Raw genomic sequence first — 23,773 nt, 5'->3', positions numbered from 1 at the left:
CGGCTGGCGGCGCGCGCCATCGCGGCCAATCCGCCGGCGGACCCCTTCGAGCTGGCCTACCACTTCGACGCCGCGGGCGAGTACGCCCAGGCGCTGCCCTACGCGCTGGTGGCCGCCGAGCGGGCCCGGCAGCAGTTCGCCCTGGAGACGGCGGAGCACAACTACCGCATCGCCGAGCGCGGCGCGGCCGGGGCCGACCCCGGCATCCGCTTCCGCATCAGCGCCGGCTTCGGCGACGTGCTCATGCTGCGCGGCCGCTATGACGCCGCCCAACAGCAGCTCGCGCTCGCCCAGTCGCTCGCTTATGACCGTCTGGAGCAGGCTCGCACGCTGGCCAAGCTGGGAGAGCTGGCCTTCCGGCGCGGCAACGTGGACGAGGGCAACGCGGCCATGGAGCAGGCCCTCCGGCTGCTCGGCCGCTTCGTCCCGCGCTCGTCCGCCGCCCTGACCGTGGCGGCCCTCTGGGAGGCGGGCATCCAGGCGGGCCATACCCTGCTGCCGAAACTGTGGCTGGCACGCCGTCCCCTCGACAAGAGCGAGGAGGACCTGCTCGCCGTCCATATCTACAGCCGGCTGGCCTACAACTACTGGTACCTGCGCGGCCGCATGGCCGTCATCTGGGCGCACCTGAGAGACCTCAACATCGCCGAGCGCTACCCGCCCACCCCCGAGCTGGCCCAGGCCTACTCGGAGCACTCCCCCGCAATGACCACCCTGCCCTGGTTCCGCCGGGCCAATGCCTACGCGGAGAAGTCCCTGGCCATGCGCCGGCAGATGGGTGACGTGTGGGGACAAGGACAGACCTTGCACTTCTACGCCCTGGCCCTCTACGCGGAGAGCCGCTTCGAGGAGAGCATCGAGAAGTGCCGCGAGGCGGTGCGCCTGTTGGATCGCACCGGCGACCGCTGGGAGGTCAACAACGCCACCTTCAACACCATCATGTGCCTCTACCGGCAGGGGAAGTTGAAGGAGGCGCTGGAGGCCAGCCAGCGGCTGCACGGCGAGGCGCTGGCCATTGGTGACCGGTACGCGGTGCGGCTGGCACTGGAGGCCTGGGGCAAGACCTCGGGAGGCCGCATCCCCCGGGGCCTGCTCGAGGGGGAGATCTCCAACCCGGAGGCGGATCCCCAGTCGCACTCGGGCGTGCTCCAGGCGGAGGCCATCCGCCAGTTGCGCGAGGGAGATGCCGAGGGCGCGGTGCTCACGCTGGAGGAGGCGCAGCGCATCGCCGAGGCGGCGCACCTGCATTCGGAGTACGTGTCCCCTATTCCGGGCTGGCTGGCCACCGCCCTGCGCCAGCGCGCCGAGCAGGTGTCGCCGCTGGCCCCGCAGGAGCGCAAGGCGCTGCTGAAGCGGGCCGAGCACGTGGCCCGGCGCGCCCACGACGTGGCGAACACCTACCGCAACAACCTCCCCCACGCCCTGCGCGAGCGGGCCCTGCTGGCGGCCATGACCGGCCACCCGCGCCGCGCTCGCCGCTGGATGGAGCAGAGCCTGAGCGTGGCCGATGAGCTGGGCATGCGCCATGAGCGCGCCCAGACGCTGCTCGCGCGTGGACAGGTGGGCCGGGCACTCGGCTGGCCGGGCTCCGCCGTGGACCTCGAGACGGCCACCCGCGAGCTGCAGGAGCTGGAGCAGGGACTGGGACAGGAAGGGCCTGGGAAGCTCGGAGCGCTCGGACACCCTGTCCCTGGCGGATCGCTTCCCCCGCGTGCTGGACGCGGGCCGGCGCATCGCCTCCGCCCTCACCCGCGAGGCGGTGTTCGACGCCGCCCGGCGCTCCATGATGGAGCTGCTGCGCCCGGAGCACTGTGTGGTGTTCGACCCGGAGGCGTTGCTACCCGAGGACGAGCTCGCGGCGGCGGGCGTGGGCCGCACCGCCATCGGCCGGACGCTGGAGACGGGGCGCCCGGCCGTGATGGGTCAGGGCATGCCCGGCGGGGTGAGCGAGAGCATGGAGCTGTTGGGCGTGCGCTCGCTGCTGTGCGCCCCCATCCAGGTGCGCGGCAAGACGGTGGCGTGCGTGTGCGTCAGCCACCGGCAGGTGGGGAGCTCTTCGGCGAGGACGAGGAGCGGCTGGCCTCCTTCGTGTGCATCCTCGCGGGCGCCGCCCTGGAGAACGCCGAGGGTTTCGAGCGCATGGCCGCCCTCTCCGAGGAGCGGGGCCGGCTCTACCGCGAGGAGCAGGAGGCGGTGCGCCGCCGCGACGACTTCCTCTCCATCGCCGCGCACGAGCTGAAGACGCCCCTCACCTCGCTGCAGCTCCACATCCAGGGCCTCATGTCGCAGTTGCGCCAGGGCCTGGAGCGGCTGCCCCCGGAGCGGCTCGGCGCCAAGCTGGAATCGGCCAACCTCCAGACGCAGCGGCTGGGCAAGCTGGTGAACGAGCTGCTGGACATCTCGCGCATCGCCCAGGGGCAGTTGCTGGGCAAGCTCGAGAACGTGGACCTGGTGCATGTGGTGCGCGGGGTGGTGGAGCGCTCGCGCGAGTCGCTCTCCCGCGCCGAGTGCGATCTGCGGCTGAACCTGCCGCCCACGCTGGTGGGCCACTGGGACGCCATGCGGCTGGAGCAGGTGGTGGTCAACCTGCTCACCAACGCGACGAAGTATGGCGCGGGCCGGCCCATCGAAATCACCGTGGAGGGCGACGCCGCCCTCGCCCGGCTGCGGGTGCGCGACGAGGGCATCGGCATCGCCGAGGAGGACGCCTCGCGCATCTTCGAGCGCTTCGAGCGCGCCGTGTCCGTGCTCCACTACGGTGGCTTCGGCATCGGGCTGTGGATCGTCCGGGAAATCATCCAGGCGCTCGGCGGCACCATCGAGGTGGAGAGTGCCCTGGGCAAGGGCGCCACCTTCACCATCACCCTGCCCCGCCGCGGCCCCGAGGAGCCGCGGGAGATTCATGAAACCCACTGACTCGAGGGGATGACCCTCACCCCCCGCCCTCTCCCAGAGGGAGAGGGAGCATGCGCAACACGCGGCTAGCGGCGGGTGAGCGACAGGTAGATGACGTTGTCCACGCTGTCGCGGAACAGCTTCACCTCGGCCAGCTCCGAGGGAGCGATCTCCGCGGTCAGCGCCCTCATCTGGGGCTCGTCGCGATAGACGAGCCACCAGTCCATGAAGGCCTCCATGTACGCGGACTCGGGAGGGTAGACGGCGAAGTTGGCCACCAGCAGCTTCCCGCCCGAGCGCAGCATGTGGAAGAGCAGCCGGGTGAGCCGCGCGGCCGTGCCCTCGGCGAGGTAGTCATACAGGCCCGCCGAGTAGACGAAGTCCATGTCCCGGAAGGACGTCTTCCCCAGCAGCATGGAGCGCACCGAGCCACACACCGTCCGCACCGGGCCGGTGGGGAACACCCGGGCGATCTCCGCCAGGCAGAGCGGATCCTGATCGAAGGCGATCAGCTCCCCGAGCCGGTGGTCGCGCACGGCGGTGGACAGCTCCGCCTCACGCAGGTGTCCGCACGCCACGGAGAGGATGCGCGGCAGGTGCACACGATCGGCGGTGGAGTCGATCTCCGCGGCCAGCAGCTCGCGCCGCTCGCGCACGCTGCGGGCGCTCGGCTGATCGTGCATGTAGCGGTAGATTTCCCGCGCCTGGTGCTCCAGGCCATCCACGTGCGCGTGGTCGTTATAAAGGTAGTCGATGAGCTCGGCATCTCCCGCGTAGCCGCGGGGACGCTCGAAGGCATGCCGGGTGAAGGGACACTGGTGGATGGCCTCGCGCAGGGGGTGGGTGCGCACGGCTTCCAGACAGAACCGGCGCCACTCCTCCCGGTCCCACTTGCGGCGCAACGTCCGCAGCCCCCGGTGCAGGGACTCCATGCCGGACTGCACGTCACCACCTTGGGTGATTTGCGCGTGGATGTCATCCAGCCACGACGTGGCCCGGACGAAGGCATCACTCCAATCGACCCACTCCATCACAGGCGAGGCCAATTTGTTCCGCGGGGTTGGGGCATGACCAGGAGAAGCAGCATCGCTCGAAGAGGAGGGAGGTCCTTCCATCGCCACCAAAACGAAGAGGCCTTCCACTCCCTTCCCTTGGAGAAGGCCACCGGCCCAGCGCTGGTCTGGAGGGCAGGAGGGCGGGTGATCCAAAACCGCGCGTGCGACAATCACCCAGAACGTTCTACATCCATGGGGGTTTCAGGGCCGTGAACTTCCCGCCGAAGACTCAGAGCGCGAAGTAGTCCCGGGTGATGCGCAAGCGCACGTGCGCGTCCTCGGGATTGAGTTCGATGGAACGGGTACGCGTGGAGAGGATGCCCAGGCGCCGCAGCAGGTGCTCGATGTCGTCGGCGAGCGCGAGCACCGGGCGCACCGTGCAGCCGGTGGCGAAGGCCATGTCGTCGAGCAGATTCAGGTTGCCCGGCTCACTGGTGGCCACGAAGACGGTGCCGCGCGCCTCGTCCCGCCACTCCACCCGCAACGGGCACATCCGCAGGCGCTCGAGCACCCGCGGCGGCACGCAACGCACCATGCCTTCCGGCACACGCTCCAGTCCCTCGCGGCGGATGAAGGGCACCTGGAGCTGCCTGGACAACGAGATGAGAAGCTGCTCCGGCCCGAGCAGTCCCATCCGCACCGCGGCCTCCCCCAACCTGCACCGCCACCGCGCCTGGAAGGCGAGCGCCGTCTCCACCTGCGCCGACGCCAACAGCCCGCTCGCCACCCACAGCTCGCCCAGCCGCATCCGCCGCACGCCCACGACCCACCCCCACGCCACTCGCCCCGACAAACAACACGCGCTCGGGCGCCCCCCGACCCCCCCGCCACCCCGGCCCGCCCGAGCGCTCCCGGCCCCAACCCCCTCAACCCACCCCCGACACCCCACCCGGGCGCTTCCCATTGCGCCTCGCGTGCCAGCGCCCTCCTCATGGATTCCAGGGGGTTGGCCCCTCTGACCCGCGGGGCCCTGCCGGAATGCGGGAAGAAATTCAGGGGTGGGACGTGCGAAGGTGCACCCGCCCCGGGGCGCCTGCCTGCTCTGGGCGATTCCTCTTCAACACGGAGAATCCATGCAGCAGCCCAGGTCCATCCTCCTCCGAGTGCTGGCGGCGGCCGCGCTCGTGCCCACCCTCGCGCTCGCGGCGCCCAAGGCGGCACCGGTCCCCTCCCGGCCCTCGAAGCAGTACACCGTCGAGCAGTTCATGGCGACGACGAAGCTCTCCGGCGCCTCCTTCTCCCCGGACGAGAAGCGCATCCTCTTCTCCTCCAACGAGAGTGGCATCTTCAACGCCTACACCCTGCCGCTCACCGGCGGGAAGGCGAAGGCGCTCACCCAATCCAAGACGGATTCCACCTACTCGGTGGGCTTCTTCCCCAAGGACGAGCGCATCCTCTTCACGCGCGACCAGGGCGGTAACGAGCACAACCACCTCTACGTGCGCACTCCGGACGGCAAGGAGCGGGACCTCACGCCCGGCGAGAAGCTCAAGGCCTTCTTCGTCAACTGGAGCCAGGACGACTCGGCCTTCTACGTCCTCACCAACGAGCGCGACGCGCGCTTCTTCGACGTCTACCGCTACGACGCGAAGACGTACGCGCGCACGCTCGTCTACCAGAACGACCAGGGCTTCAACTTCGCGGACGTCTCGCTCGACGGCAAGTGGCTCGCCTTCAACAAGCCCCGCACCAACTACGACACGGACATCCACCTCTACAACGTGGAGACGAAGGAGCTGAAGCACCTCACCCCGCACCAGGGGGACGTGTACTTCTCCGCGAGCACCTTCGATCCGGGCTCCACCGCCCTCTACTTCCTCACGGACCAGGGCTCCGAGTTCAAGCGCGTGGCCCGCTACGAGCTGGCCACCGGCAAGGTGGAGGACGTGGAGCGCGCCGACTGGGACGTGATGTACACCTCCTTCTCGCGCAAGGGCGGCTACCGCGTCACCGCCATCAACGAGGACGGCCGCACCGTCATCCGCGTGCACGACGTGAAGGCCGGCAAGCCCCTGGCGCTGCCGCAGCTTCCCGCGGGAGACATCACCTCCGTGAGCATCTCCCGGAGCGAGAAGCGGATGGCCTTCTACCACAACGGTGACCGCTCCCCGTCCAACCTCCACCTCTATGACTTCGGCACGAAGAAGGTCTCCCGCCTCACCGACACGATGAGCCGGGCCATCGACACGCAGGACCTCGTCGAGGCCGAGGTGGTGCGCTTCAAGTCCTTCGACGGGATGGAGATTCCCAACATCCTCTACAAGCCGCACCAGGCCACCGCCACCGCCAAGGCGCCCGCCATCGTCTGGGTGCACGGCGGCCCCGGGGGACAGACGCGCAAGGGCTACTCGCCGGTGCTCCAGTACCTCGTCAACCACGGCTACGTGGTGCTGGGCATCAACAACCGCGGCAGCTCCGGCTACGGCAAGAGCTTCTACACCGCGGATGACCAGAAGCACGGCCGCGAGCCGCTGCTCGACTGCATCGAGGCGAAGAAGTACCTGGCCAGCCTGCCCTACGTGGACGCCGAGCGCATCGGCATCGCCGGCGGCAGCTACGGCGGCTACATGACGCTGGCCGCGCTCGCCTTCCACCCGGACGCCTTCAAGGTGGGCGTCGACATCTTCGGCGTGTCCAACTGGCTGCGCACGCTCAAGAGCATCCCGCCCTGGTGGGAGAGCCAGCGCGAGGCCCTCTACAAGGAGATTGGAGATCCGGCGAAGCAGGAGCAGATGCTGCGCGACATCTCACCCCTCTTCCACGCGGAGAAGATTTCCAAGCCGCTGCTCGTCCTCCAGGGCGCCAACGATCCGCGCGTCATCCAGCCCGAGTCGGATGAAATCGTCGAGGCGGTGAAGAAGAACGGCGTCCCCGTGGAGTACGTCATCTTCCCGGACGAGGGCCACGGCTTCACCAAGCGCAAGAACGAGGTGGAGGCCTACTCGCGGATGCTCGGCTTCCTGGACAAGCACCTGAAGGCCGCGGGCCCGGCCCCGGTGAACTGAGGGCTGGCGGGCCGGGCCGTCACCACGTCACGCCGAGGTTGAGCGTGCCGGAGTAGCGGCCCGCCCTCCCGATGGTGAGGGCCGCCGGCTCGCCCACGTTGGACACGGGCGCGCCGGTGGCGTAGCGCTGATCGAAGAGGACGTTGTAGTTGAGGCGCGCGTCGGCGGTGAGGCCCTTGTAGGACGCGCGCACCCCCGCTCCGAGCGGGACATTGCCCACCAGGTGATCGCCGAAGCCCCGCACGGCGCCGCGGATGTTGTAGACGCTGAGGCCCAGGCCGCCCATGACGTAGGGCCGCACCACCGAGGGCAAGAGGCCCACGGTGGCCGCCGCGTAGGCGCCATGGCGCACCAGCTCCACGCCGTCCGCCGAGGCCCGGGGATCTCGCGTGTCGAGCCCGTTCACCGCGCCCGAGTAGCCCGCCTCCAGGCCCACATCCAGCAGGCCCAGCAGCGGAGGGGGCAGGATGCCCACCGCCACCCCGTACGTGACGCCCGGGTCGATGCGCGGCGCCAGGTCCAGGGTGTAGCCCTCCACGCCGCCGCCCGCGGTCACCGACAGCTCACGCAAGTTGGACCAGGGCGCCGCCCGCGCCGTGGAGCTCCCCACGCAGAGCGCGAGGAGCACCCACCCCATCCGTCTCATTCCCACTCCCCCGCCCCGTCGTCTGGGCCGCGCTCTACTGGCCGAGGAGCTCGGCCTTGTTCTTCACCTCTTCGGCCTCCTGGCCCGTGAGGAGCTCGACCTTGTACGTCTTCTCGGCACCCGCGGCCGGCTCGAAGCTGACGCGCACCGGCGTGCCCTCGTCGAGGTCATCCCAGGTGACCATCTGCCCGTCGCGCTCGAGCTTCGTGTCCACGGTGAGCGCGAACCACACCTCCTGCGCGGCCGGCTCGTTCACGGTCTTCACGGCGATGCGGTGGGCGTCCTTGTCCACGTTCGTCACCACGCCCTCCTGCTTCTGCGAGAGACCGGGCACCGCGGCCTCGACGTCCCGGGCCGCCTCCTTCGTTCCCGCACAGCCCACGCCGCCCAGCACCGCCGCCAACACGACCGCTCCCCATACCTTCACACGCGTCCCCATGTCAGGACCTCCCGGACACAGGCGCGGGGCGTGCACGAGCCACACCCCGCGCCTGAGCGAAGCTAGGGACTGGGAAAGAGGGGCGCCAAGAAGGTCCGCCCCCCAGGCCGCGCGGCTCGGCCACCCGGGCGTGGAACAGGCAGGCCGCCGGGCCCTGGAGGCTCCCCCCTGGCATCCCTTCATGCCCTGAGCGGCTTCACGTTCTCGGGGCAGTGCCACCAGGTGTACTCGCACGTGGCCGCGGCGGGGTCACACGGCACCTGCATCACCGTGATGAGCTCGCACGGGTGCGACGGCACACCGGGCTCCAGGCCCGGAGCCTCCCGCGGGGAGGGCGGAGCCCCGGCCTCGCCGCCGATGAACCGCTCCGTCCGCCGCGACGCCCCGCCCCGCGGCTCGTCCTCGCGCTTCTGCCCGGCAGGTGCCCACGGGGAGCACGTCACCGGCAACAGGGCCGGCACCGCCCCCAACACCGCGCCCAGCACATACAGCTTCGTGTTCATGACTCCCCCTCTCTGGCCGGGACCACCGCCACGCCCCGGGCGCACCGGTTCCGGGCCACCCCCAGGGACGAAGGCGGCGGGGAGAGCTGACAGGGGTTTTCGACCTGGGCCGCTCTGAGGCTAGAGTGCGCCGCGCATGCCCTTTCAGATCACCGTCCACGAGGCAGACCGCATCATCGACGTCGTCTACCCCCCGCAGCCCACCGCGGAGGACGTAACGGACTACCTCAAGCGCATCCGCGAGGCGATTGCCCGCATGGGCGGTCCCTGGAGCGCGCTGGTGGACCAGGGGCAGTTGCGCGTGATGCCGCCGGAGATGGTGGCCACCATGGCCAGCCTCAACGCCTTCGCGCAGCTCCACGGGATGAAGCGCTCGGCGCGCGTGGTGACCGATGCCGCCTCCGGCCTGCAGGCCTGGCGCATGACGAAGCAGGCCATGCTCACCATCCCCACGCGCACCTTCGAGACGCGCGACGCCGCCCTCGCCTGGCTGCGCAACCCCGACGACGAGTAGCCCCGCTCCACCCGCGGGCCGTCCTCCCGCGCACGCTCCGTCAAATGTTCGCCCCGAGAGGGTTTATTTGGGGCATCATGGGGTGGCTGGACTTCCCCGTCTGGCGTGTTTTTCCACCCCCTAAAGAAGACAGGAGCGAATCCCCATGCGACAACCCCGGTTCGGGCTGGCCGCACGTCCCCTCGTGGGCGCGCTGATGTGCACCCTCACGCTCGCCGTGGGCTGTGAGCCGGCGGAGAAGCTGGACGCGGCCAAGGGCGAGCAGTTCACGGATCTCGGCGAGAAGCAGAGCGAGGTCGTCTACGGCACGGACAACCGCCAGGACGTCTACGCGCACACGAACGCCACGCTGCGCCTGCGCGCACAGCAGGCCACGGTGGCGCTGATGAATCCCTCGGACTTCAACGCCACCAACCCCAACAACGTCACCTTCCCCGGCTCGACGCTGGGCGCCTCCTACAACCTGTGCTCCACCGAGCGCTTCCGGGATGATCCGACGGGCGCCTTCTGCTCGGGCACGCTCATCGACGACGACCTGGTGCTCACCGCGGGCCACTGCGTCACCAGCGCCTCGGCCTGCACCAACACGCGCTTCGTCTTCAACTACTACCGCCCCGCGGCGGGCACGCTGCAGCCCGTCACCACGGCGGACATCTATAGCTGCACCTCCATCGTCGCGCGCCAGCAGGCGACGGTGAACGGGCGGAACCTGGACTACGCCGTGCTGCGGCTGGACCGCCCGGCCACGCCGCGCTTCACCCCGGCCCCGGTGCGCGCGGCGAACACCGCCCTGACGGTGGGACAGAACGTGGCCGTCATCGGCTCCGGCAGCGGCATCCCGTTCAAGATCGACTCGGGCGGCACGGTGCGCGACACGCGCTCGAGCACGCTGGACTACTTCATCGCCACCACGGACACCTTCGGCGGCAACTCGGGCTCGGGCGTGTACGAGACGAGCGACTACACGGTGGCCGGCATCCTGGTGCGCGGCGAGACGGACTACGTCACCAGCGGGAGCTGCCGCGTGGTGAACGTGTGCAGCGAGACGGGCTGCCGCGGCGAGGACATCACCTACGTCTACCCGGCCATCGCCGCCTTCTGCACCGCGACCAACAACGGCAGCACGCGGCTGTGCGCCGGCCTGCCGCCCCCGCCCCCGCCGCCTCCGCCTCCGGCCAACTCGTACGCCTACACCGCCACCAACACCAACAGCGCCCAGCAGAACACGGTGAACAAGACGCTCACGTTCGCCGCGGGCGACATCGTCGAGGTGGGCACCTGCGGCCTGGAGGGCGCCACCGTCGACGGGGACTCCTTCCTGCGCTTCAACAACGCCACCGCCGAGGTGGCCTCCAATGACGACTCGTGCGGAGGCCGTGGCTCCTACATCAAGTACACCGTGCCGGCGGCCGGCTCCTTCACCATCCGCGGCGGCTGCTACAACACGGGGAGCTGCGGTGGCACCGTGGTGTGGAAGGTGACGCCGGGCACCCCGGGCGGCGGTAGCACCAGCGGCTCGTTTGCCTTCAGCGGCAGCAACACCAACAGCGCCCAGCAGAACACCACCAACCACAACGTGACGCTCGCGGCCGGCCAGGTCATCAAGCTGGGCACCTGCACGGTGACGGGCGCCTCCGGCACCGGTGACACCTACCTGCGCCTGTACGGCGTGGGCACCTCGGGCCCGCAGGTGGCCGCCAACGACGACAGCAGCAACTGCGGCACCCTGTCGTACCTCACGTACACCGTCCCCGCGGGCGCCGGTGGCACCTATCAGATCCGCGCCGGCTGCTACTCCGGCAATAGCTGCAGCGGAACGGTGGCCTACACCATCCAGTAGGTCACACGGCGGACGTCCAGGCAGTACCGGGCCGCTCGCCCTCGTGGCGGGCGGCCCCCGTGTGGGAGTAGCAGACGCTTGACAGCCCGGGGAGCGGGATCTAACGCAGTGCTCCATATGAGCACGCCCAAGTTCCCGTCGCCTTCCACGCCGGTGTCCATCGAAGGCCCCCTGAAGGTTCTGCTGCTGGAGAACATCCACGCGTCCGCCGAGGAGATGCTCGCGGCGGAGGGCTTCCAGGTGGAGCGGCTCAAGGGCGCGCTCAAGCCCGAGGAGCTGGAGGAGAAGATCCAGGGCGTGCACCTGCTGGGCATCCGCAGCAAGACGAACGTGTGGGAGCCGGCGCTCGCCAAGGCGCCCAACCTGCTGGCGGTGGGAGCCTTCTGCATCGGCACCAACCAGGTGGACCTGAAGTCGGCCAACGTCCACGGCGTGCCCGTCTTCAACGCGCCCTTCAGCAACACGCGCAGCGTGGCGGAGCTGGTCATCGCGGAGATCGTCATGCTCACGCGCCAGCTCGGAGACCGCAACCGCGAGGTGCACCTGGGCCAGTGGCGCAAGGTGGCCACGGGCAGCCACGAGGTGCGCGGCAAGACGCTGGGCATCGTCGGCTACGGGCACATCGGCACCCAGGTGGGCGTGCTGGCCGAGTCCATGGGCATGCGCGTCGTCTTCTATGACGTCATGACGAAGCTGCCGCTGGGCAACTCGCGGCCCACGGCCTCGCTGGGCGAGCTGCTGGAGCATTCGGACTTCGTGACGCTGCACGTGCCGGCCACGCCGTCCACCGAGTGGATGATTGGCGCGGCCGAGCTGTCGCGGATGCGCAAGGGGAGCTGCCTCATCAACGCGAGCCGTGGCACGGTGGTGGATATTCCGGCGCTGGCGAACGCCCTCAAGTCGGGCCACCTGGGCGGCGCCGCGGTGGACGTCTACCCGACGGAGCCGGAGACGAACAGCGACGGCTTCGTCACCGAGCTGCAGGGCCTGCCCAACGTCATCCTCACCCCGCACATCGGCGGCTCCACGGAGGAGGCGCAGGCGGCCATTGGCAAGGAAGTGGCCACCTCGCTCATCAAGTTCGTGCGCAGCGGGGCCACCACGGGGGCGGTGAACTTCCCGCAGGTGGAGACGCCGCTGATCGCCAACACGCACCGCATCCTCAACGTGCACCGCAACACGCCGGGCGTGCTCCGCGACATCAACAAGATCGTCTCGGACCTCAACGCCAACATCCACGCGCAGGTGCTGAGCACGGACGCGAACATCGGCTACCTGTTGATGGACCTGGACCAGGACGTGGCCGACCCGGTGTGCCACGCCATCGCGGGCCTGACGACGGACATCAAGACGCGCATCGTGTCCTGAGCCGGAGGTGCTCCGAAGCCCGGTGATTCAACCGGGCTCGGGCGACTCGGAGAACCAGAGGGCCTCGAGCTTCCAGCTCGAGGGCCTCGAAGGGCTCGGCACGGACGCGGACGTTGCCGCTCCAGGAGCCCCGCTCCAGCCATCGGCCCTCGTGGCGCTGGAGGACTTCCAGGATGCGGAGCACCGGGTCCACGAGCCAGACGAACTCCACCCCCTGCCGGGCGTAGATGCGCTTCTTGACGGTGCGGTCGATGCGGGCCGTCGAGGGGGAGAGCACCTCGCAGACCCAGTCCGGAGCGAGGGTGAAGTTGGGGACATTGGAGCGCGTGGGCATGCGCGAGTGCCGCCAACCCGCCAGGTCCGGTACCAGCACGCTCTTGCCGAAGTGCAGCTCCGGCTCGGTGAAGAACCACCAGCCGCCCGGACCGCCCCGGCCACGCTGGAAGGGACCACCCAGCTCCATGGCGAGCGCGAAGCTGGCGGCCGAATGAGGGCTCGCGGGCCGGGGTGACGCAACGAGCTCCCCATCGAGAAGCTCCCCCACCACATGGGAAGGAAGAGCCAGGAGCTCCTCGTAGGTGGCTTCACGATGAGGGGGCTGTTTCTCCTCCGCCATCCCAGCGCGTCCTCTCCAGTCCGTCGATTCAGTCCAGTTCGTCGCTCCAGGACTCAGCATCTTCCCTCCGCGTCCGCCCCGCCAGTCCCCCGGAGCCCCAAACCTCGGGAATGCGGGGCCGTGGACAAGCATGGCGGCCTGCCCACCCGGTATCCGGGCAGGAGGCACGTTGTCTCACCAGAAGATTACTTCCGAAGTCACCCGGAAGCAACCTACGTGAAACATCACGTCTACACGTCGAGGATCTTCCCCGGATTGAGGATGTTGTTCGGATCCAGGGCCCGCTTGAGCGTGCGCAGCATCTCGAGCTCGGCCGGGGAGCGCGAGAAGGCCAGGTAGTCCTTCTTGAGCAGGCCAATGCCATGCTCGGCCGAGATGCTGCCGCCGTGCTTACGCACCAGCTCGAACATCGTCGGGTCGGCCTTCTTCGTGTGCGCGAGGAACTCGGCCTTCTCCATGCCCTCGGGCTTCATGATGTTGATGTGGAGGTTGCCGTCGCCGATGTGGCCGAACAAGGCGATCTCCCAGCCCGGGTAGCGCTCGCCGAAGACCGCGTCCATCTCGGAGCAGAACGCCTCCAGGTTCGCCACCGGCAGCGACACGTCGTTCTTGTGCGGCAGCCCCGTGGCCGACAGGCTCTCGCTGATGCTCTCGCGCAGCGCCCACAGCTCGCTGGCCTGCGAGGGACTCTGCGCCATGGTGCCGTCCGTCACCAGCCCCTTCTCGAAGAGCGAGCCCAGCCAGCCCTCCACCTCGGCCGCGTCCTTGCCCTCGGCCTCCATCAGCACGTAGCAGCCGCTCGGGGCCTCGAAGGGCGAGCGCAGCTTGCGGTGGCGCTGCACTCGCGCGAGGCACTTGTCCGTGAAGAACTCGTAGGCGCTCAGCAGCAGCGGGGCGCGGCGGGCCTCGCGGAACAGCCGCAGCACGGCGGCCACGTCCGGCACCGCGAAGAGGAACACGTCCTGCTTGCCCGGCAACGGCGTCAGCTTGAGCGTGGCCTCGGTGATGATGCCCAGCGTGCCCTCGCTGCCGATGAAGAGCTGGCGCAGATCCGCACCCGTGTTGTTCTTCTCCAGCGCGCCGTTGAGCTCCAGCACCTGCCCCTGCGCCGTCACCACCTGCAGGCCGAGCACCCACTGGCGCGTGAGGCCGTAGCGGATGACCTTCACCCCACCCGCGTTGGTGGCGATGTTGCCACCCACCTGGCTCGAGCCCTTGGAGGCGAAGTCCACCGGCCACGTGAGGCCGTGCTCGGCGCAGTGGTGGTGCACGGCCTCGGTGACGGCTCCCGCCTGCACACGCACCGTATTGCCGAGCAACTCCACCGGCTCCATCCGGTTCATCCGCTGGAGCGACAGCACCAGCTCGCCACGCGCGGCCACCGCTCCGGCCGCCAGGCCCGTGCGCCCGCCCGAGGGCACCACCGGCACCCGGTACTGGTTGCACAGGGCCAGCAGCCGCGCCACCTCGTCCGTGGTGCGCGGAAAGGCCACCGCGCTGGGGGCGGGGGGATGGACGCGCGTCCAGTCGCGCCCGTACTCCTGGAGCTCGCTGGACTCGCGGGTGAGGAAGTCCGCGGGAAAACCATCGGCAACAGCACGGAGGAACGCCTCGGGGAGCACGTCGGCCATGACGGGAGCACTAGTGCAGGGGCTCGCCCATGGCAAGCCAGCGAGCGAGGCACGGAGCGCTTTCATGCCCTGGCGCCGCGTCCGCGCCTGGACAGACGCGGCACCCGCGCCCAGCCGGTCCATGCCCCCGTGCTTATCCTCCGCGCGGCTCGTGGCGGCTTGCCGCGAGCGGGGGGAGCCAGCATGGAGTTGCGCAAGCCTCTGTTCATCGCGGCACTGGTGTTGCTCGGCCTCTGTGTCCTCGTCGAGGTGGGCGCCTCCATCGTGCTGCCCCGCCCCGTCGCCAGCCGCGCGGACATCGAGGCCAACCTGCGCAGCGAGGGCGCTCAGGATGATGTGAGTGTCGACGAGGTGCTCGCCATGCAACGCGAGAACCCTCCCACTCCGGGCCTCGGCATTCCCTACCTCGCGCTCGTCGACGGGCTGCTGCTCCTCACCCTCGGGCTCATGGGCGCCAGCCTCCTCATCCCCGAGCGCGTCCACGGCCAGGTGCAGGGCGTGGTGTCGCTCGTGGGCGCCATCGTGGCCCTGCTGGCCGGTATCGCCATGCTCGTGGGCGCCATCGGCCTGCTGCTGCTCATGGTGTCCCTCTTCACCTCGGTGCCCTTCGGCACCATCGCCTACCTGGCCATCTGGGGCTTCTTCAACCGCGGCGGCGCCTCCGCCACGCTCGGCCTCCTCATGGCCTTCAAGGTGGGCGCCGGTGTCTGCCTCGTGCTCGCCCAGCCGCGCTTCCTCCAGAACAAGGGGCTCGTGCTGCTCTTCCTCACCTCGCTCCTGGCCGGCGCCCTCCTCAGCATCCTGCACGGGTGGGTACCCATCATCCTCGTGAGCATCACCGACGCCGTGGGCGCCATCATCGTCGCCATCCTCGGCCTCGTCTGGGCCGGAGTCCTCTTCATCGGCGCGCTCGTCTCCATCCTCCGGGTGCTCAAGCTCAAGCGCACCACGGCCTGAAGTCTCAGCGCAGCTTCACCGGGCACTCGGAGGTGTTCCCCACGCCCCGGGTGCACGTCAGCGACAGCGTGGCTCCCTCCTCGGGCACATCCAGCCCCCGGCGCTCTCCCAGCCCATCGATGGAGGCGGGGATGGCGGGCCCGCCCTTCGGCTCCAGCCTCACGTCCACCTGGCTCCCCGACAGCGGCTCCACATTCACCGTGCGCACCCGCGCCCCCGCCTTCGCGATGTCCACCCGGCACGCCAGTCCCCGCGCCACCCGCACGGTGCCGTCGGACAGCACGCAGCCCGTGGTCTTCAGGTCCTCCTCCGCCACCGGCCGCGGCTTGATGAAGCGCTCGCGCAGCCGCTGCCGCTCCTCTTTCGACATCGGGTTGGAGCCCTTGGAGGAGCGGTCCTGCGCGCCCAGGCCCGCCCCCAGCACGTACATCATGATGCAGGCGAACACCGCCAGGATGAGCAGGAGGGTGGAAGGCTTGGGCTGCTCCATGGCACGCGCTCCTCAGGGACTGGGAACCGAGCGCCTCGGCTCGAGTTGCATCTCCTGGAGGAGGCGGTGGTCCCGGATGATGGCCGGCCTCACGCATTTGCCCTCGACGCACACCGTTCCGAGTGGGCATCGGGGGCAGAGCACGGCGACCTGATTGCATGTCCCGTTGCAGGCGCCGGAGACACACTGCGAGGGGTGGGTGCACTTCTCCCCCACGGGAATGAGGCAGAAGTTCTGGTGGCACGTCAGCGGAGAGCGGCAGTCATCGTTGCTGTCGCAGGTGTCTCCCAGCGAGATCTGCTCCTGGCACGTGCCCTCCTGGCAGCGGCCCGTGACGCACTGCTCGGGCTTCTCGCAGCCACTGAAACCCGCGAGCCCCCGGCAGGCCGCCTCGTGACACGCCAGGGGCTCCTGGCAGTCATCCACACTGTCGCACTTGTCCGTCAGGGCCACGCGCTCCTCACAGCGGTCCCCCTCGCAGCGGCCCGTGGCGCACTGCTCGCCGCTCGCGCACCCCTTGAAGCCCGCCGTGCCGACGCAGAGGTTGCCCGTGCCGCAGGTGAGGTCCTTCCCGCACCGCGGCTCCTTCTTCGCGCAGGCCACCCCGAGCCCGGGCCCCTCCTCTCCCCCACCCGACGCGAGGATGGCCACCACGATGCCCACGATGAGCAGCACCCCCGCGGCGAGCGCCACCAGCCACCAGGGGAAGGGCTTCTTCACGGGCACCGCCGCTTCCCGCACGGTGAAGGCCACCGAGGGTCCCCGGTCATAGTGCTCGTCCGGGTTGGAGATGCTCGCCACCACCAGCGTGAAGCCATACGAGCCCGGTGGTGTGCCCGCGGGGACGGAGATCCTCACCGGGATGACCGCCGTGCCATCCGCCGACAGGGTCCGCTCCATCCCATCCGGGAACTTCATCCACTCGGGCTGGACGTTGGCGGCCGGCTCCACCGTGGCCCGGACGCTCACCCCCGTTCCCAGCTTGTTGGAGATGGTGAAGGACACCTCGCCGTGGCCCGCGGGGTCCAATGGCACGCTGCTCGTGGTGGCGGTGATGTCGAAGGCGCGCGGCATCAGCTCGCTCCTGGTGTGGGCTGCCCGAAGTGCAGCTCGTAGGTGACGTAGGCGGGCTTCTCCCGCTCGATGATGGCCTCCACCATGGGCCGGTGCGCGGCCAGCTCCGCCGGGGCGCGCACGCGCAGGTGGAAGGGCCGGGGACGCCCGTGGGGGCCGGGCACCTGCTCCTCGATGACGAAGTCCTCGCTGCCGGTGGCCGTCCGCAGGAAGAGCAGCAACCCCCGCGCCGTGCCCCGCCAGCGCGACAGCTCCACCGCCTCGGCCACCAGCTCGCGCATCCGTCCCAGGCCCGTGGTGACGGGCACGCCCAGGTCCACCCAGTGCGCCAGGAAGGGCACGAAGCGCTCCGGCGCGCGCAGCGGGTGGAAGAGCGCCGGCAGCTCGGCCAGCAACGCCTCGGAGGGCGCGTGCAGCGCCTCCATCACATCCATCAGTGCCACCAGCGGGCCGTTCTCGTGGAGCGTCCGCTGGAAGACGCCGGGCAGCAGCCGGGTGATTTCATTCCGCTTCATCGACGGTCACCACCTCGAGCTCATGCGGGCCCGACACCAGGAGCCACGAGGGAGGCAGCGTCACCTTCTCCGTGAACTCCTGCGTCGAGCAGTTTCCGTACTGGCCCCCCGGCTCGCGCTGGCGATGGACACCGGCCGGGCCTCCCGCGAGCAGCAGCCCGCCCCCGGGCGGCGCCGCCAGGGCGAACACGGGCTGGAAGAGGCGCTCGCGCTCGCGCAACGGCAGGCCGCTGTCCACCCCGGGGCGGCTCCACGAGGACTCGCGCCGGCTCGCGTCCATCCACAGCACGCCCGCGCGGTGCGTGGCGGCATAGGCCATGGCCCCGTCGAAGGCGAGCGCGAGGCAACTGCCTCCATCCCAGTTCTTGTCCAGGGGGCGCCACCCGTCCGGCGGGTCCGCCGAGCCGAGCAACTCCCAGCTCGAGCACCCCTTGCCCGGGTCCGCGCCGCTGGCCGCGGCCAGTCCCGCCCAGAGGAAGGAGCGCGGCCCGTCCCGCTGCACCTCCAGCACGCGCACGTCCTGGTTGCGCAGGCCGATGTGCCGGAAGCTGTTGCCGCGCCCGCCACTGCTGGAGAGGTAGACACCGCGCAGGCTCATGCCCGACACCGCGACGCTCACCCCGCCGCGCGCGTCCGTGGAGGCGGCCACGGAGAGGAAGCCCAGGTCATGGTCCGAGGGGTCCACCAGCACCTGCAACGGGGTGGCGCCCTCCTGCACCGCCAGCTCGAAGAGGCCCACGCGCGTGGCCATCAGCAGCACGGGCACGCCGTCGCGCACCATCCACGCGAGGTCCTCCACATGGTCCAGCGTGTGCGTGGTGCGCGCCCACGTCTCACCGCTGTCCAGAGAGAGGTGGATGCGCGAGCGCTGGGGCTCGTCCGTCAGCCGCGCGGCCACGGCCACCAGCCCCGCGCGCTGCGGATGGGCCTCCACCACCTCCACCTGCTGTCCGGGGAAGCGGCCCACGCGCTCCCAGCCGTCCGCGTCGGAGACCGTCCGGAAGAGGGCATCGCCCCCACCCGCGTAGAAGGTGCGCGGCTGGAAGGTGTCCTCGCAGAGCGTGCGCACGTCCTTCGGCACCTCGTCCACCAGCAGGCGCACCTGGTCCACGTAGCTGACGCCGGGCTCGGCGAGCAGGGTGTCGTAGACGTGCGAGACGCGCAGCGACTGGCCGAAGCGCCACCCTCCCGGCTGGAGCTTCGTGGGCAGCGGGTTGAGGGCCTGGTGCAGCCGCTCCAGCGAGCGCCGCTTCAGCGCGGCCGGGTCCTCCGCCCGGTGCACCACCACGCGCGCCCGCACGCGCACCGTCTTGTAGCGCGCCCAGCCCACCTGGCACGTGGTGCCCAGGGGCCGCCGCTCGTCCAGCGCCCGCTCGATGCGGGCCCGCGCTTCCTCCGTCTCGTGCTCGCGCAGCGACTCCTGGGTGACGCCCTCGCCCGAGGGCCCCTGGACGTTGGGCGGCAGGTAGGGCACCAGCAGCACCTCCACCGAGCCCGGCAGCGCGTGCGCCCAGAGCTGGGCCTGGGTGAAGGCCTTGGCGCGGGCCACCGCTCCCGAGCTGCGCAGCGCCAGCCGCTCGTAGTCCTGGGCGGTGATGGCGCGCCCCAGCGAGTGCAGCTCCTGCGGACCCCGGACGAGCGCGTTCTCCAGCGTCTCCGCCGCGCGGCCTCCCACGGCCGGCGAGGGGTTGGTCACCTTCACCCCGGGCAGCGCCGTCTTGAGGGTGTCCAGCGTCCCCGAGGCCACGTTGCCCGTGAGCCCTCCGCCGCGCAGGTACCACAGCATGATGGACCGGCCCGCCTTCGGCACCGCCGCCAGGGCGCGCGGCTCGGTGGACAGCGCGCCGTCCTCTCCCGTCATGTGGGCCGCGGGTGCGAAGGTGATGGTGCCCGTCATCCGGTCCACCACATAGGCGGGCTCGTCCGGTGGCAGGTTGGCGAAGCTCTCCACCTCGCGCCAGATGCGGTACGTCTTGTCCCCCAGCTTGCGCGCGGGCACGCGTCCGTCCAGCTCTCCGGGCAGGGCCTCCACCCCCACCATCAAGTCCCGGCCATCCCCCGTGGGCGACACGATGGGCGGGCGGCGCGCCGTCACGGACAGGCCCGGCATTCCCGTGCCCACTCCCGCCAGCTCCGCCTCCACCTGCTCTCCGTGGTGGGCGAGCACCTCCACCTCCGTGCCTCCCAGGGGAATGCGCACGGGCTCGGCGGTGAGGAAGATGACGGGCTCGGCACCGGCCTCGGCTCGCGAGGTGGTGACGCCCGTGCCGCGCGGAATCTCCACCAGGCTCGTGGCGGGGCGCGCGAGGCTGAAGCGCAATCGCACCGTGGCGGCGCTCGGAGGTTGCAGCCGCACGCCGAGCAGGCGGAGGAACTCGACGTAGGCCTTCTCCGGCAGCCGGTTGAGCCGGTAGAGCATCGTCTCCGTCAGGTGGGCGAAGACCTCCAGCAGCACCATGCCCGGGTCATGCGGGCTCAGGTCGGTCCACTCGGGGCTCACCCGCGCGATGCGGTTGCGGGCCTCCTCCAGGAGCTGCTGGAAGCTGCGGTCATCCAGGTTGGGCGAAGGCAGCGGCATCAGGCGGGCCCTCCGGCGAGATCGAGGCCGAAGCGCAGCCGGTCCGTGCGCTGGGTGGTGCGCACGCGGTACTCGAGCGAGATGTCGAGCCGGAAGGGCTCCTCGGCGCTCCGGTTGGCGTCCAGGTCGAGCAGATCGATGCGGGGCTCCCAGCGCTCCAGCGCCCGGCGCACGTAGTGGATGGCGAGGCCCGCGGTGGTGTCGTCGTTGGGCGCGAAGACGAGCCGGTGCAGCTCGCAGCCGTAGTCCGGGCGCATGACGCGCTCGCCGGGCACGGTGGACAGCAGCAGGAGGATGGCCTGACGCACCGAGGCCTCCTCCTGCACCATGGCGATGCCCCCCGAGGGGGACAGGCGCAGGCCGCCGGGCCCGACGCCGACGAGGTCCAGGTCCGGGTGGAGGAAGCGCCAGGCGCGGTAGCGGGGAGCGTTCATCGGCCCTCCGACACGAAGGGCTGACCGGGCGCGGTGCAGTGGTACTTCACCACGCCCGGCGGCGTGCCATCCGTGAGCCCGGTGACGATGTCGAGGACGACGGGTTTGCCGTCCACGCGAATCCACGCGGAGTAGCCCGCCTGCACCTTCAGCGTGGTGGTGCAGGGTTTGATGGTGGGCCCGATGTTGGGACAGCCCGCGATGGGCCGGCCCTCGGGGTCCGCCTGGACGAGCACCGGGCGGCCCTCGATGGTCACCCAGGACTGCGCCGCGGTGAGGCCGATTCCGCCCAGGTGCGCGCACTGCAGCGATGCGTCCACGGTCACCCAACGCATTCAGTCCCTCCTCCGGAAATCGATGGTGGCGGCTTCGATCGTGATGGACTTGCCGGGGGCCTCGATCTCGAGCGCCGTCTCGGCGTGCAGGCGGACGACATGGGGAGACAGTTGCAGGTAGCTGCCCTGCGGGTCCTCCAGCCGGAGCGTCTGCGTCTCGTCGTTGAAGCGCAGCTTGAGCCCCCCCGGGGTGAGCAGGTTGAAGCGGCGCACCGCCGCGCCGGAGACACCCGGGTCCGGCGGCCCGTTCGTCCCGTAGAGGCCGCCCACCACCACGCCCCGGGCCGGGTCCTCTCCCGGGAGGATGAGCAGCACGGTGTCGCCCACGTCCGGCAGCATCACCAGGCCCTTGCCCGCGCCAGCCCCCGCGCTGAGCACCTGCATCCAGTCCGTCTCCACGTCGCCGCAGGTGGGCAGCGAGACGCGCACCCGGCCCTTGTTCTCCGGGTCATCCACCCGGCTCACCACGCCCGGCACCACCGAGGAGGCCCGCGGGCGGGTGCGCCGGGACGGAGGCGCGGAGGACAGCTCGGAGAGGAAGCCGTGTTGCGCATCCAGGGTGTGCGTGACGGAGGTGAGGACGTACTGGCCCGCCACCACCGGCACCACGCCGCGCACGTCCACGCGCGTGCCGGGACGCAACCGGGGGTCTCCCTCCGCCAACCCGGTGAGCACCACCTCGCGCGCCAGCCGGTGGTCCAGCTCCGCCCGGGCCAGTGCCTCCACGTGCGCGGTGTCCTCCGCGTTCTCGTTGACGAGCGCCCGCTCGCCGCTGCCCCCCACGCGCTCCGGGGGCACGGAGGCCTCCACCCGCCGGCCCACGCGGCCTCCGGAGGGGCTCGCCTTGTAGACCTCGCCTTGCAGGGCGTTCCAACCCGCCGAGGACACCGAGCGGCACGCGGGGTCTCCATTCACTTCCACGCTCGCTTCCAGCAGCGACTCGCCCATCACCAGCGGAATGGGGTCTCCGTGCCCGTCCAGGGACAGCACGCGCAGCACGCCCTCTTCCAGCACCAGCCACAGGCCGCAGCGCTCCGTCTGCTCCACGAGGAACTCGAGGTCCGACTGTCCGTGCTGGATGAGGTGGTGGGAGAGCGGTCCCGGCTCGGAGGCCTCGATGGTCAGGCCGAGGTCCGAGACCAGCTCGCGCGCCAGGTCCCTCGGCGTCACCTGCGCGTGCACCCGTACCGGTTGGCGCTTGCGCAGGCGGTGGAGCAGGTCGTAGCCCCGGACGCGCACCTGCCGTGTGCCGGAGGCGCCATGGACGTACTCCACCGCCGTCACCTCGCCCACGAAGAGCGGGTTGCGCCGGGCGGCCACCGAGATGCGCAGCGCACTGCCCGGAGGCAGGCCCCGCGTGGCCAGGGGCCCTCGCGGGTCCGTGAAGGTGAGCTCGCACTGCGCGGGCAGGGACAGGTGCTGCTGCACGCGCACCGACTCCAGGGTGCGCAGCTCCTCGGGCGCCATCGGCGTCCCGTCCAGCTCCACCCGCAGCTCGGGCAGTCCCCGGACGGATCTCATGTCGTCCCCCGAATGGCCGAGGCCGGTGGCAGGCGGAGCACCGTGCCCGTGCCCAGGTGCATCGGGTCGGCGATGCCGTTGAGCGAGGCGATGAGCCTCCACAGCGACGGGTCCCGGTAGCGCTCCCAGGCGATCTCATCCAGGCGCTGGCCCGAGCCCGGCTCCGGCCCACCCCCGAGGACGGATTGGGTGTCGAAGGCCTCGGGCGGGAGACTCGAGGCCACTTGATTGGCGAGCTGCTCGCTCTCGGCGCCGACGCCTCCCGGGGGAACGCGCGGGGCCTCCACCTGCCGGGCGATCTCCTCCTCCACGCGCAGCAGGCGCAGCGAGAGCCAGGAGCGCCGGGGCGCACCGGTGGGGGTGAAGTGCTCCAGCCGCTCGGCCACCGAGGCCACCACGCACGGCATGTTCAGCACCTTGCCCCAGACGATGCGCAGCAACGAGGGGCGGCCGTACCCCTCCTCGGCATGCGCGTTCTCCGCGAGCTGCCACAGGGGCCGCGTCAGGTCCCTCACATCCTCCGACGCCACCGAGGAGCCCGCCAGCGTCACATCGAAGAGGAGCCTCCAGCTTGAGCTCGGTGGTGCCGCCTCCGGTGAAGAGGAGCGGGTCATCCATGAGCCCGGCCCCCGAGAGCGGTACGCCCAGCGCACGCCGGGGCCGCACGCCCGCCGTCCGGCGCACCACGAGCGTCTCGGGGTTGAGCAGGGCGCCCAGCCGGATGCCCTCGGGCTCGATGAGGAAGGCCACGCGCTCCATCACTCTCCTCGCTGCTCGCGCTCCAGCCGGCGCAGCCGCTCCCAATCACGGAGCACCGACAGCGGGTCGCCGGTTTCAGGGGAAGGAAGCTCGGGGGGCTCCGGCCACGGGTGCGAAGCGTCGAAGGAAAACGCCACACCGGGCGCGGGGGATGGCTCGGCCCTGGCCGTCTCCCGGGGGCGCGACGTCTCCCGGGAAGAGGGCTCGGGCATCGGGAATGGAGAGGACCGCGCCGTAGGCGATGAGCCCACGCCCGCTGCGTGACCTGGAGTCCTCACTCCGCCCATCACCCCTATCCCCCTGGGAGAGGGACGGGGTGAGGGTGTGAAAGATCCTGGGTTCCCCTGCTCAACCGGACGTGTCCCGAGAAAGAACGTGGGCTTCTGGCTCTCCGAGGACGACGAGGTCTCGGGAAGCGAGCGGAGAGAGAGCCCTCGGGTCCGGGTGAAGCGCGCTCCTTCCTGAGTACCCATTCGGGGCACCGTGGGAAGAGAGCCACCGTCACGAGGCGCCGCCGGGGCGTCCACACGCGCGCTGCCGGACACCGGAGCGTCAGTCCCGCGCTCCGGCGGCGGACGAGGCGAAGGCCCGCCCGTGC

The 23,773-nt window shown here is 70.6% G+C and carries 22 protein-coding genes; 7 read left to right on the top strand and 15 right to left on the bottom strand.

Going from position 1 to position 23,773, the window contains the following annotated elements:
- The first annotated feature begins 1,507 nt into the window (after positions 1-1,507).
- Both ACN28I_RS37425 and ACN28I_RS37420 read left to right on the top strand, forming a co-directional pair.
- Complete coding sequence (locus tag ACN28I_RS37425) at positions 1,508-2,239, top strand: GAF domain-containing protein (RefSeq protein ID WP_420948790.1); 732 nt, start codon at positions 1,508-1,510, stop codon at positions 2,237-2,239.
- Positions 2,140-2,916: a sensor histidine kinase gene (locus ACN28I_RS37420; protein ID WP_420948789.1), complete on the top strand. Its 777-nt coding sequence runs from the start codon at positions 2,140-2,142 to the stop codon at positions 2,914-2,916. The genes ACN28I_RS37425 and ACN28I_RS37420 overlap by 100 nt, the downstream gene beginning before the upstream one ends.
- Positions 2,917-2,981: 65 nt before the next feature.
- On the opposite strand, the gene ACN28I_RS37415 is transcribed toward ACN28I_RS37420, so the two are convergent.
- The gene (locus ACN28I_RS37415; RefSeq protein WP_420946685.1) at positions 2,982-3,926 is read right to left on the bottom strand and encodes a class I SAM-dependent methyltransferase; all 945 of its coding nucleotides are present in this window, start codon (positions 3,924-3,926) and stop codon (positions 2,982-2,984) included.
- A 253-nt stretch (positions 3,927-4,179) separates the two neighbouring features.
- Positions 4,180-4,713 (bottom strand): pilus assembly protein PilB, encoded by a 534-nt coding sequence (locus tag ACN28I_RS37410; RefSeq protein ID WP_420946684.1) that lies wholly within the window; start codon positions 4,711-4,713, stop codon positions 4,180-4,182.
- Positions 4,714-5,023: 310 nt separating this feature from the next.
- Here ACN28I_RS37410 and ACN28I_RS37405 point away from each other — a divergent pair, with 310 nt between their 5' ends.
- Positions 5,024-6,955, top strand: coding sequence for a prolyl oligopeptidase family serine peptidase (locus ACN28I_RS37405; protein ID WP_420946683.1), 1,932 nt, complete (start codon positions 5,024-5,026; stop codon positions 6,953-6,955).
- A gap of 19 nt (positions 6,956-6,974) precedes the next feature.
- Here the strand turns inward: ACN28I_RS37405 and ACN28I_RS37400 are convergent, their stop codons facing one another.
- The 3 genes from ACN28I_RS37400 to ACN28I_RS37390 all read right to left on the bottom strand — a co-directional run bounded on the left by ACN28I_RS37400 (position 6,975) and on the right by ACN28I_RS37390 (position 8,543).
- Positions 6,975-7,601 (bottom strand): hypothetical protein, encoded by a 627-nt coding sequence (locus ACN28I_RS37400; protein ID WP_420946682.1) that lies wholly within the window; start codon positions 7,599-7,601, stop codon positions 6,975-6,977.
- A gap of 34 nt (positions 7,602-7,635) precedes the next feature.
- Positions 7,636-8,040, bottom strand: a complete 405-nt coding sequence (locus tag ACN28I_RS37395) for a hypothetical protein (RefSeq protein WP_420946681.1) — start codon at positions 8,038-8,040, stop codon at positions 7,636-7,638.
- Between the two features lie 179 nt (positions 8,041-8,219).
- A complete protein-coding gene (locus ACN28I_RS37390; RefSeq protein WP_420946680.1) occupies positions 8,220-8,543 on the bottom strand; it encodes a hypothetical protein in 324 nt (107 codons plus the stop codon).
- Between the two features lie 136 nt (positions 8,544-8,679).
- Between ACN28I_RS37390 and ACN28I_RS37385 the strand changes: the two genes are divergently transcribed.
- The 3 genes from ACN28I_RS37385 to serA all read left to right on the top strand — a co-directional run bounded on the left by ACN28I_RS37385 (position 8,680) and on the right by serA (position 12,265).
- Positions 8,680-9,057, top strand: a complete 378-nt coding sequence (locus tag ACN28I_RS37385) for an STAS/SEC14 domain-containing protein (RefSeq protein ID WP_420946679.1) — start codon at positions 8,680-8,682, stop codon at positions 9,055-9,057.
- Between the two features lie 145 nt (positions 9,058-9,202).
- Positions 9,203-10,897, top strand: a complete 1,695-nt coding sequence (locus ACN28I_RS37380; protein WP_420946678.1) for a trypsin-like serine peptidase — start codon at positions 9,203-9,205, stop codon at positions 10,895-10,897.
- 117 nt (positions 10,898-11,014) lie between these two features.
- Positions 11,015-12,265, top strand: coding sequence for a phosphoglycerate dehydrogenase (gene serA / locus ACN28I_RS37375; RefSeq protein ID WP_420946677.1), 1,251 nt, complete (start codon positions 11,015-11,017; stop codon positions 12,263-12,265).
- Here serA and ACN28I_RS37370 read toward each other — a convergent pair.
- Both ACN28I_RS37370 and ACN28I_RS37365 read right to left on the bottom strand, forming a co-directional pair.
- Positions 12,243-12,881, bottom strand: coding sequence for a Uma2 family endonuclease (locus ACN28I_RS37370; RefSeq protein WP_420946676.1), 639 nt, complete (start codon positions 12,879-12,881; stop codon positions 12,243-12,245). The two genes, serA and ACN28I_RS37370, sit on opposite strands and share 23 nt — an antisense overlap.
- A gap of 230 nt (positions 12,882-13,111) precedes the next feature.
- The gene (locus tag ACN28I_RS37365) at positions 13,112-14,512 is read right to left on the bottom strand and encodes an FAD-binding oxidoreductase (RefSeq protein ID WP_420946675.1); all 1,401 of its coding nucleotides are present in this window, start codon (positions 14,510-14,512) and stop codon (positions 13,112-13,114) included.
- Positions 14,513-14,695: 183 nt separating this feature from the next.
- Between ACN28I_RS37365 and ACN28I_RS37360 the strand changes: the two genes are divergently transcribed.
- The gene (locus ACN28I_RS37360) at positions 14,696-15,469 is read left to right on the top strand and encodes a hypothetical protein (protein ID WP_420946674.1); all 774 of its coding nucleotides are present in this window, start codon (positions 14,696-14,698) and stop codon (positions 15,467-15,469) included.
- 4 nt (positions 15,470-15,473) lie between these two features.
- Here the strand turns inward: ACN28I_RS37360 and ACN28I_RS37355 are convergent, their stop codons facing one another.
- Genes ACN28I_RS37355 through ACN28I_RS37320 form a run of 8 tightly spaced genes read right to left on the bottom strand, consistent with a single transcriptional unit; the run spans position 15,474 to position 23,030 of the window.
- Positions 15,474-15,959 (bottom strand): hypothetical protein, encoded by a 486-nt coding sequence (locus ACN28I_RS37355; RefSeq protein ID WP_420946673.1) that lies wholly within the window; start codon positions 15,957-15,959, stop codon positions 15,474-15,476.
- Between the two features lie 12 nt (positions 15,960-15,971).
- The gene (locus tag ACN28I_RS37350; RefSeq protein WP_420946672.1) at positions 15,972-17,033 is read right to left on the bottom strand and encodes a hypothetical protein; all 1,062 of its coding nucleotides are present in this window, start codon (positions 17,031-17,033) and stop codon (positions 15,972-15,974) included.
- Positions 17,033-17,548, bottom strand: a complete 516-nt coding sequence (locus ACN28I_RS37345; RefSeq protein WP_420946671.1) for a phage tail protein — start codon at positions 17,546-17,548, stop codon at positions 17,033-17,035. The genes ACN28I_RS37350 and ACN28I_RS37345 overlap by 1 nt, the downstream gene beginning before the upstream one ends.
- Positions 17,535-20,126, bottom strand: a complete 2,592-nt coding sequence (locus tag ACN28I_RS37340) for a putative baseplate assembly protein (RefSeq protein WP_420946670.1) — start codon at positions 20,124-20,126, stop codon at positions 17,535-17,537. The genes ACN28I_RS37345 and ACN28I_RS37340 overlap by 14 nt, the downstream gene beginning before the upstream one ends.
- Positions 20,126-20,560, bottom strand: coding sequence for a GPW/gp25 family protein (locus tag ACN28I_RS37335; protein WP_420946669.1), 435 nt, complete (start codon positions 20,558-20,560; stop codon positions 20,126-20,128). The genes ACN28I_RS37340 and ACN28I_RS37335 overlap by 1 nt, the downstream gene beginning before the upstream one ends.
- Positions 20,557-20,895, bottom strand: coding sequence for a hypothetical protein (locus ACN28I_RS37330; RefSeq protein WP_420946668.1), 339 nt, complete (start codon positions 20,893-20,895; stop codon positions 20,557-20,559). The genes ACN28I_RS37335 and ACN28I_RS37330 overlap by 4 nt, the downstream gene beginning before the upstream one ends.
- A complete protein-coding gene (locus ACN28I_RS37325) occupies positions 20,896-22,416 on the bottom strand; it encodes a phage baseplate assembly protein V (RefSeq protein ID WP_420946667.1) in 1,521 nt (506 codons plus the stop codon).
- Positions 22,413-23,030 (bottom strand): hypothetical protein, encoded by a 618-nt coding sequence (locus tag ACN28I_RS37320; RefSeq protein WP_420946666.1) that lies wholly within the window; start codon positions 23,028-23,030, stop codon positions 22,413-22,415. The genes ACN28I_RS37325 and ACN28I_RS37320 overlap by 4 nt, the downstream gene beginning before the upstream one ends.
- Between the last annotated feature and the right edge of the window lie 743 nt (positions 23,031-23,773).

The sequence above is a fragment of the Archangium gephyra genome (assembly GCF_049060025.1).
GTDB classification, from domain to species: domain Bacteria; phylum Myxococcota; class Myxococcia; order Myxococcales; family Myxococcaceae; genus Archangium; species Archangium gephyra_A.
This window is presented reverse-complemented; position numbering and strand designations above follow the sequence as displayed.

Bases quoted from the DNA above. Each gene is read 5' to 3' on its own strand.
- ACN28I_RS37345 (WP_420946671.1), bottom strand. From the start codon at position 17,548: ATGAAGCGGAATGAAATCACCCGGCTGCTGCCCGGCGTCTTCCAGCGG.
- ACN28I_RS37420 (WP_420948789.1), top strand. From the start codon at position 2,140: ATGGCCGCCCTCTCCGAGGAGCGGGGCCGGCTCTACCGCGAGGAGCAG.
- serA (WP_420946677.1), top strand. From the start codon at position 11,015: ATGAGCACGCCCAAGTTCCCGTCGCCTTCCACGCCGGTGTCCATCGAA.
- ACN28I_RS37405 (WP_420946683.1), top strand. From the start codon at position 5,024: ATGCAGCAGCCCAGGTCCATCCTCCTCCGAGTGCTGGCGGCGGCCGCG.
- ACN28I_RS37380 (WP_420946678.1), top strand. From the start codon at position 9,203: ATGCGACAACCCCGGTTCGGGCTGGCCGCACGTCCCCTCGTGGGCGCG.
- ACN28I_RS37395 (WP_420946681.1), bottom strand. From the start codon at position 8,040: ATGGGGACGCGTGTGAAGGTATGGGGAGCGGTCGTGTTGGCGGCGGTG.
- ACN28I_RS37330 (WP_420946668.1), bottom strand. From the start codon at position 20,895: ATGCGTTGGGTGACCGTGGACGCATCGCTGCAGTGCGCGCACCTGGGC.
- ACN28I_RS37370 (WP_420946676.1), bottom strand. From the start codon at position 12,881: ATGGCGGAGGAGAAACAGCCCCCTCATCGTGAAGCCACCTACGAGGAG.
- ACN28I_RS37360 (WP_420946674.1), top strand. From the start codon at position 14,696: ATGGAGTTGCGCAAGCCTCTGTTCATCGCGGCACTGGTGTTGCTCGGC.
- ACN28I_RS37400 (WP_420946682.1), bottom strand. From the start codon at position 7,601: ATGAGACGGATGGGGTGGGTGCTCCTCGCGCTCTGCGTGGGGAGCTCC.
- ACN28I_RS37335 (WP_420946669.1), bottom strand. From the start codon at position 20,560: ATGAACGCTCCCCGCTACCGCGCCTGGCGCTTCCTCCACCCGGACCTG.
- ACN28I_RS37425 (WP_420948790.1), top strand. From the start codon at position 1,508: ATGAGCTGGGCATGCGCCATGAGCGCGCCCAGACGCTGCTCGCGCGTG.
- ACN28I_RS37385 (WP_420946679.1), top strand. From the start codon at position 8,680: ATGCCCTTTCAGATCACCGTCCACGAGGCAGACCGCATCATCGACGTC.
- ACN28I_RS37340 (WP_420946670.1), bottom strand. From the start codon at position 20,126: ATGCCGCTGCCTTCGCCCAACCTGGATGACCGCAGCTTCCAGCAGCTC.
- ACN28I_RS37365 (WP_420946675.1), bottom strand. From the start codon at position 14,512: ATGGCCGACGTGCTCCCCGAGGCGTTCCTCCGTGCTGTTGCCGATGGT.
- ACN28I_RS37325 (WP_420946667.1), bottom strand. From the start codon at position 22,416: ATGAGATCCGTCCGGGGACTGCCCGAGCTGCGGGTGGAGCTGGACGGG.
- ACN28I_RS37415 (WP_420946685.1), bottom strand. From the start codon at position 3,926: ATGGAGTGGGTCGATTGGAGTGATGCCTTCGTCCGGGCCACGTCGTGG.
- ACN28I_RS37355 (WP_420946673.1), bottom strand. From the start codon at position 15,959: ATGGAGCAGCCCAAGCCTTCCACCCTCCTGCTCATCCTGGCGGTGTTC.
- ACN28I_RS37390 (WP_420946680.1), bottom strand. From the start codon at position 8,543: ATGAACACGAAGCTGTATGTGCTGGGCGCGGTGTTGGGGGCGGTGCCG.
- ACN28I_RS37320 (WP_420946666.1), bottom strand. From the start codon at position 23,030: ATGACCCGCTCCTCTTCACCGGAGGCGGCACCACCGAGCTCAAGCTGG.
- ACN28I_RS37350 (WP_420946672.1), bottom strand. From the start codon at position 17,033: ATGCCGCGCGCCTTCGACATCACCGCCACCACGAGCAGCGTGCCATTG.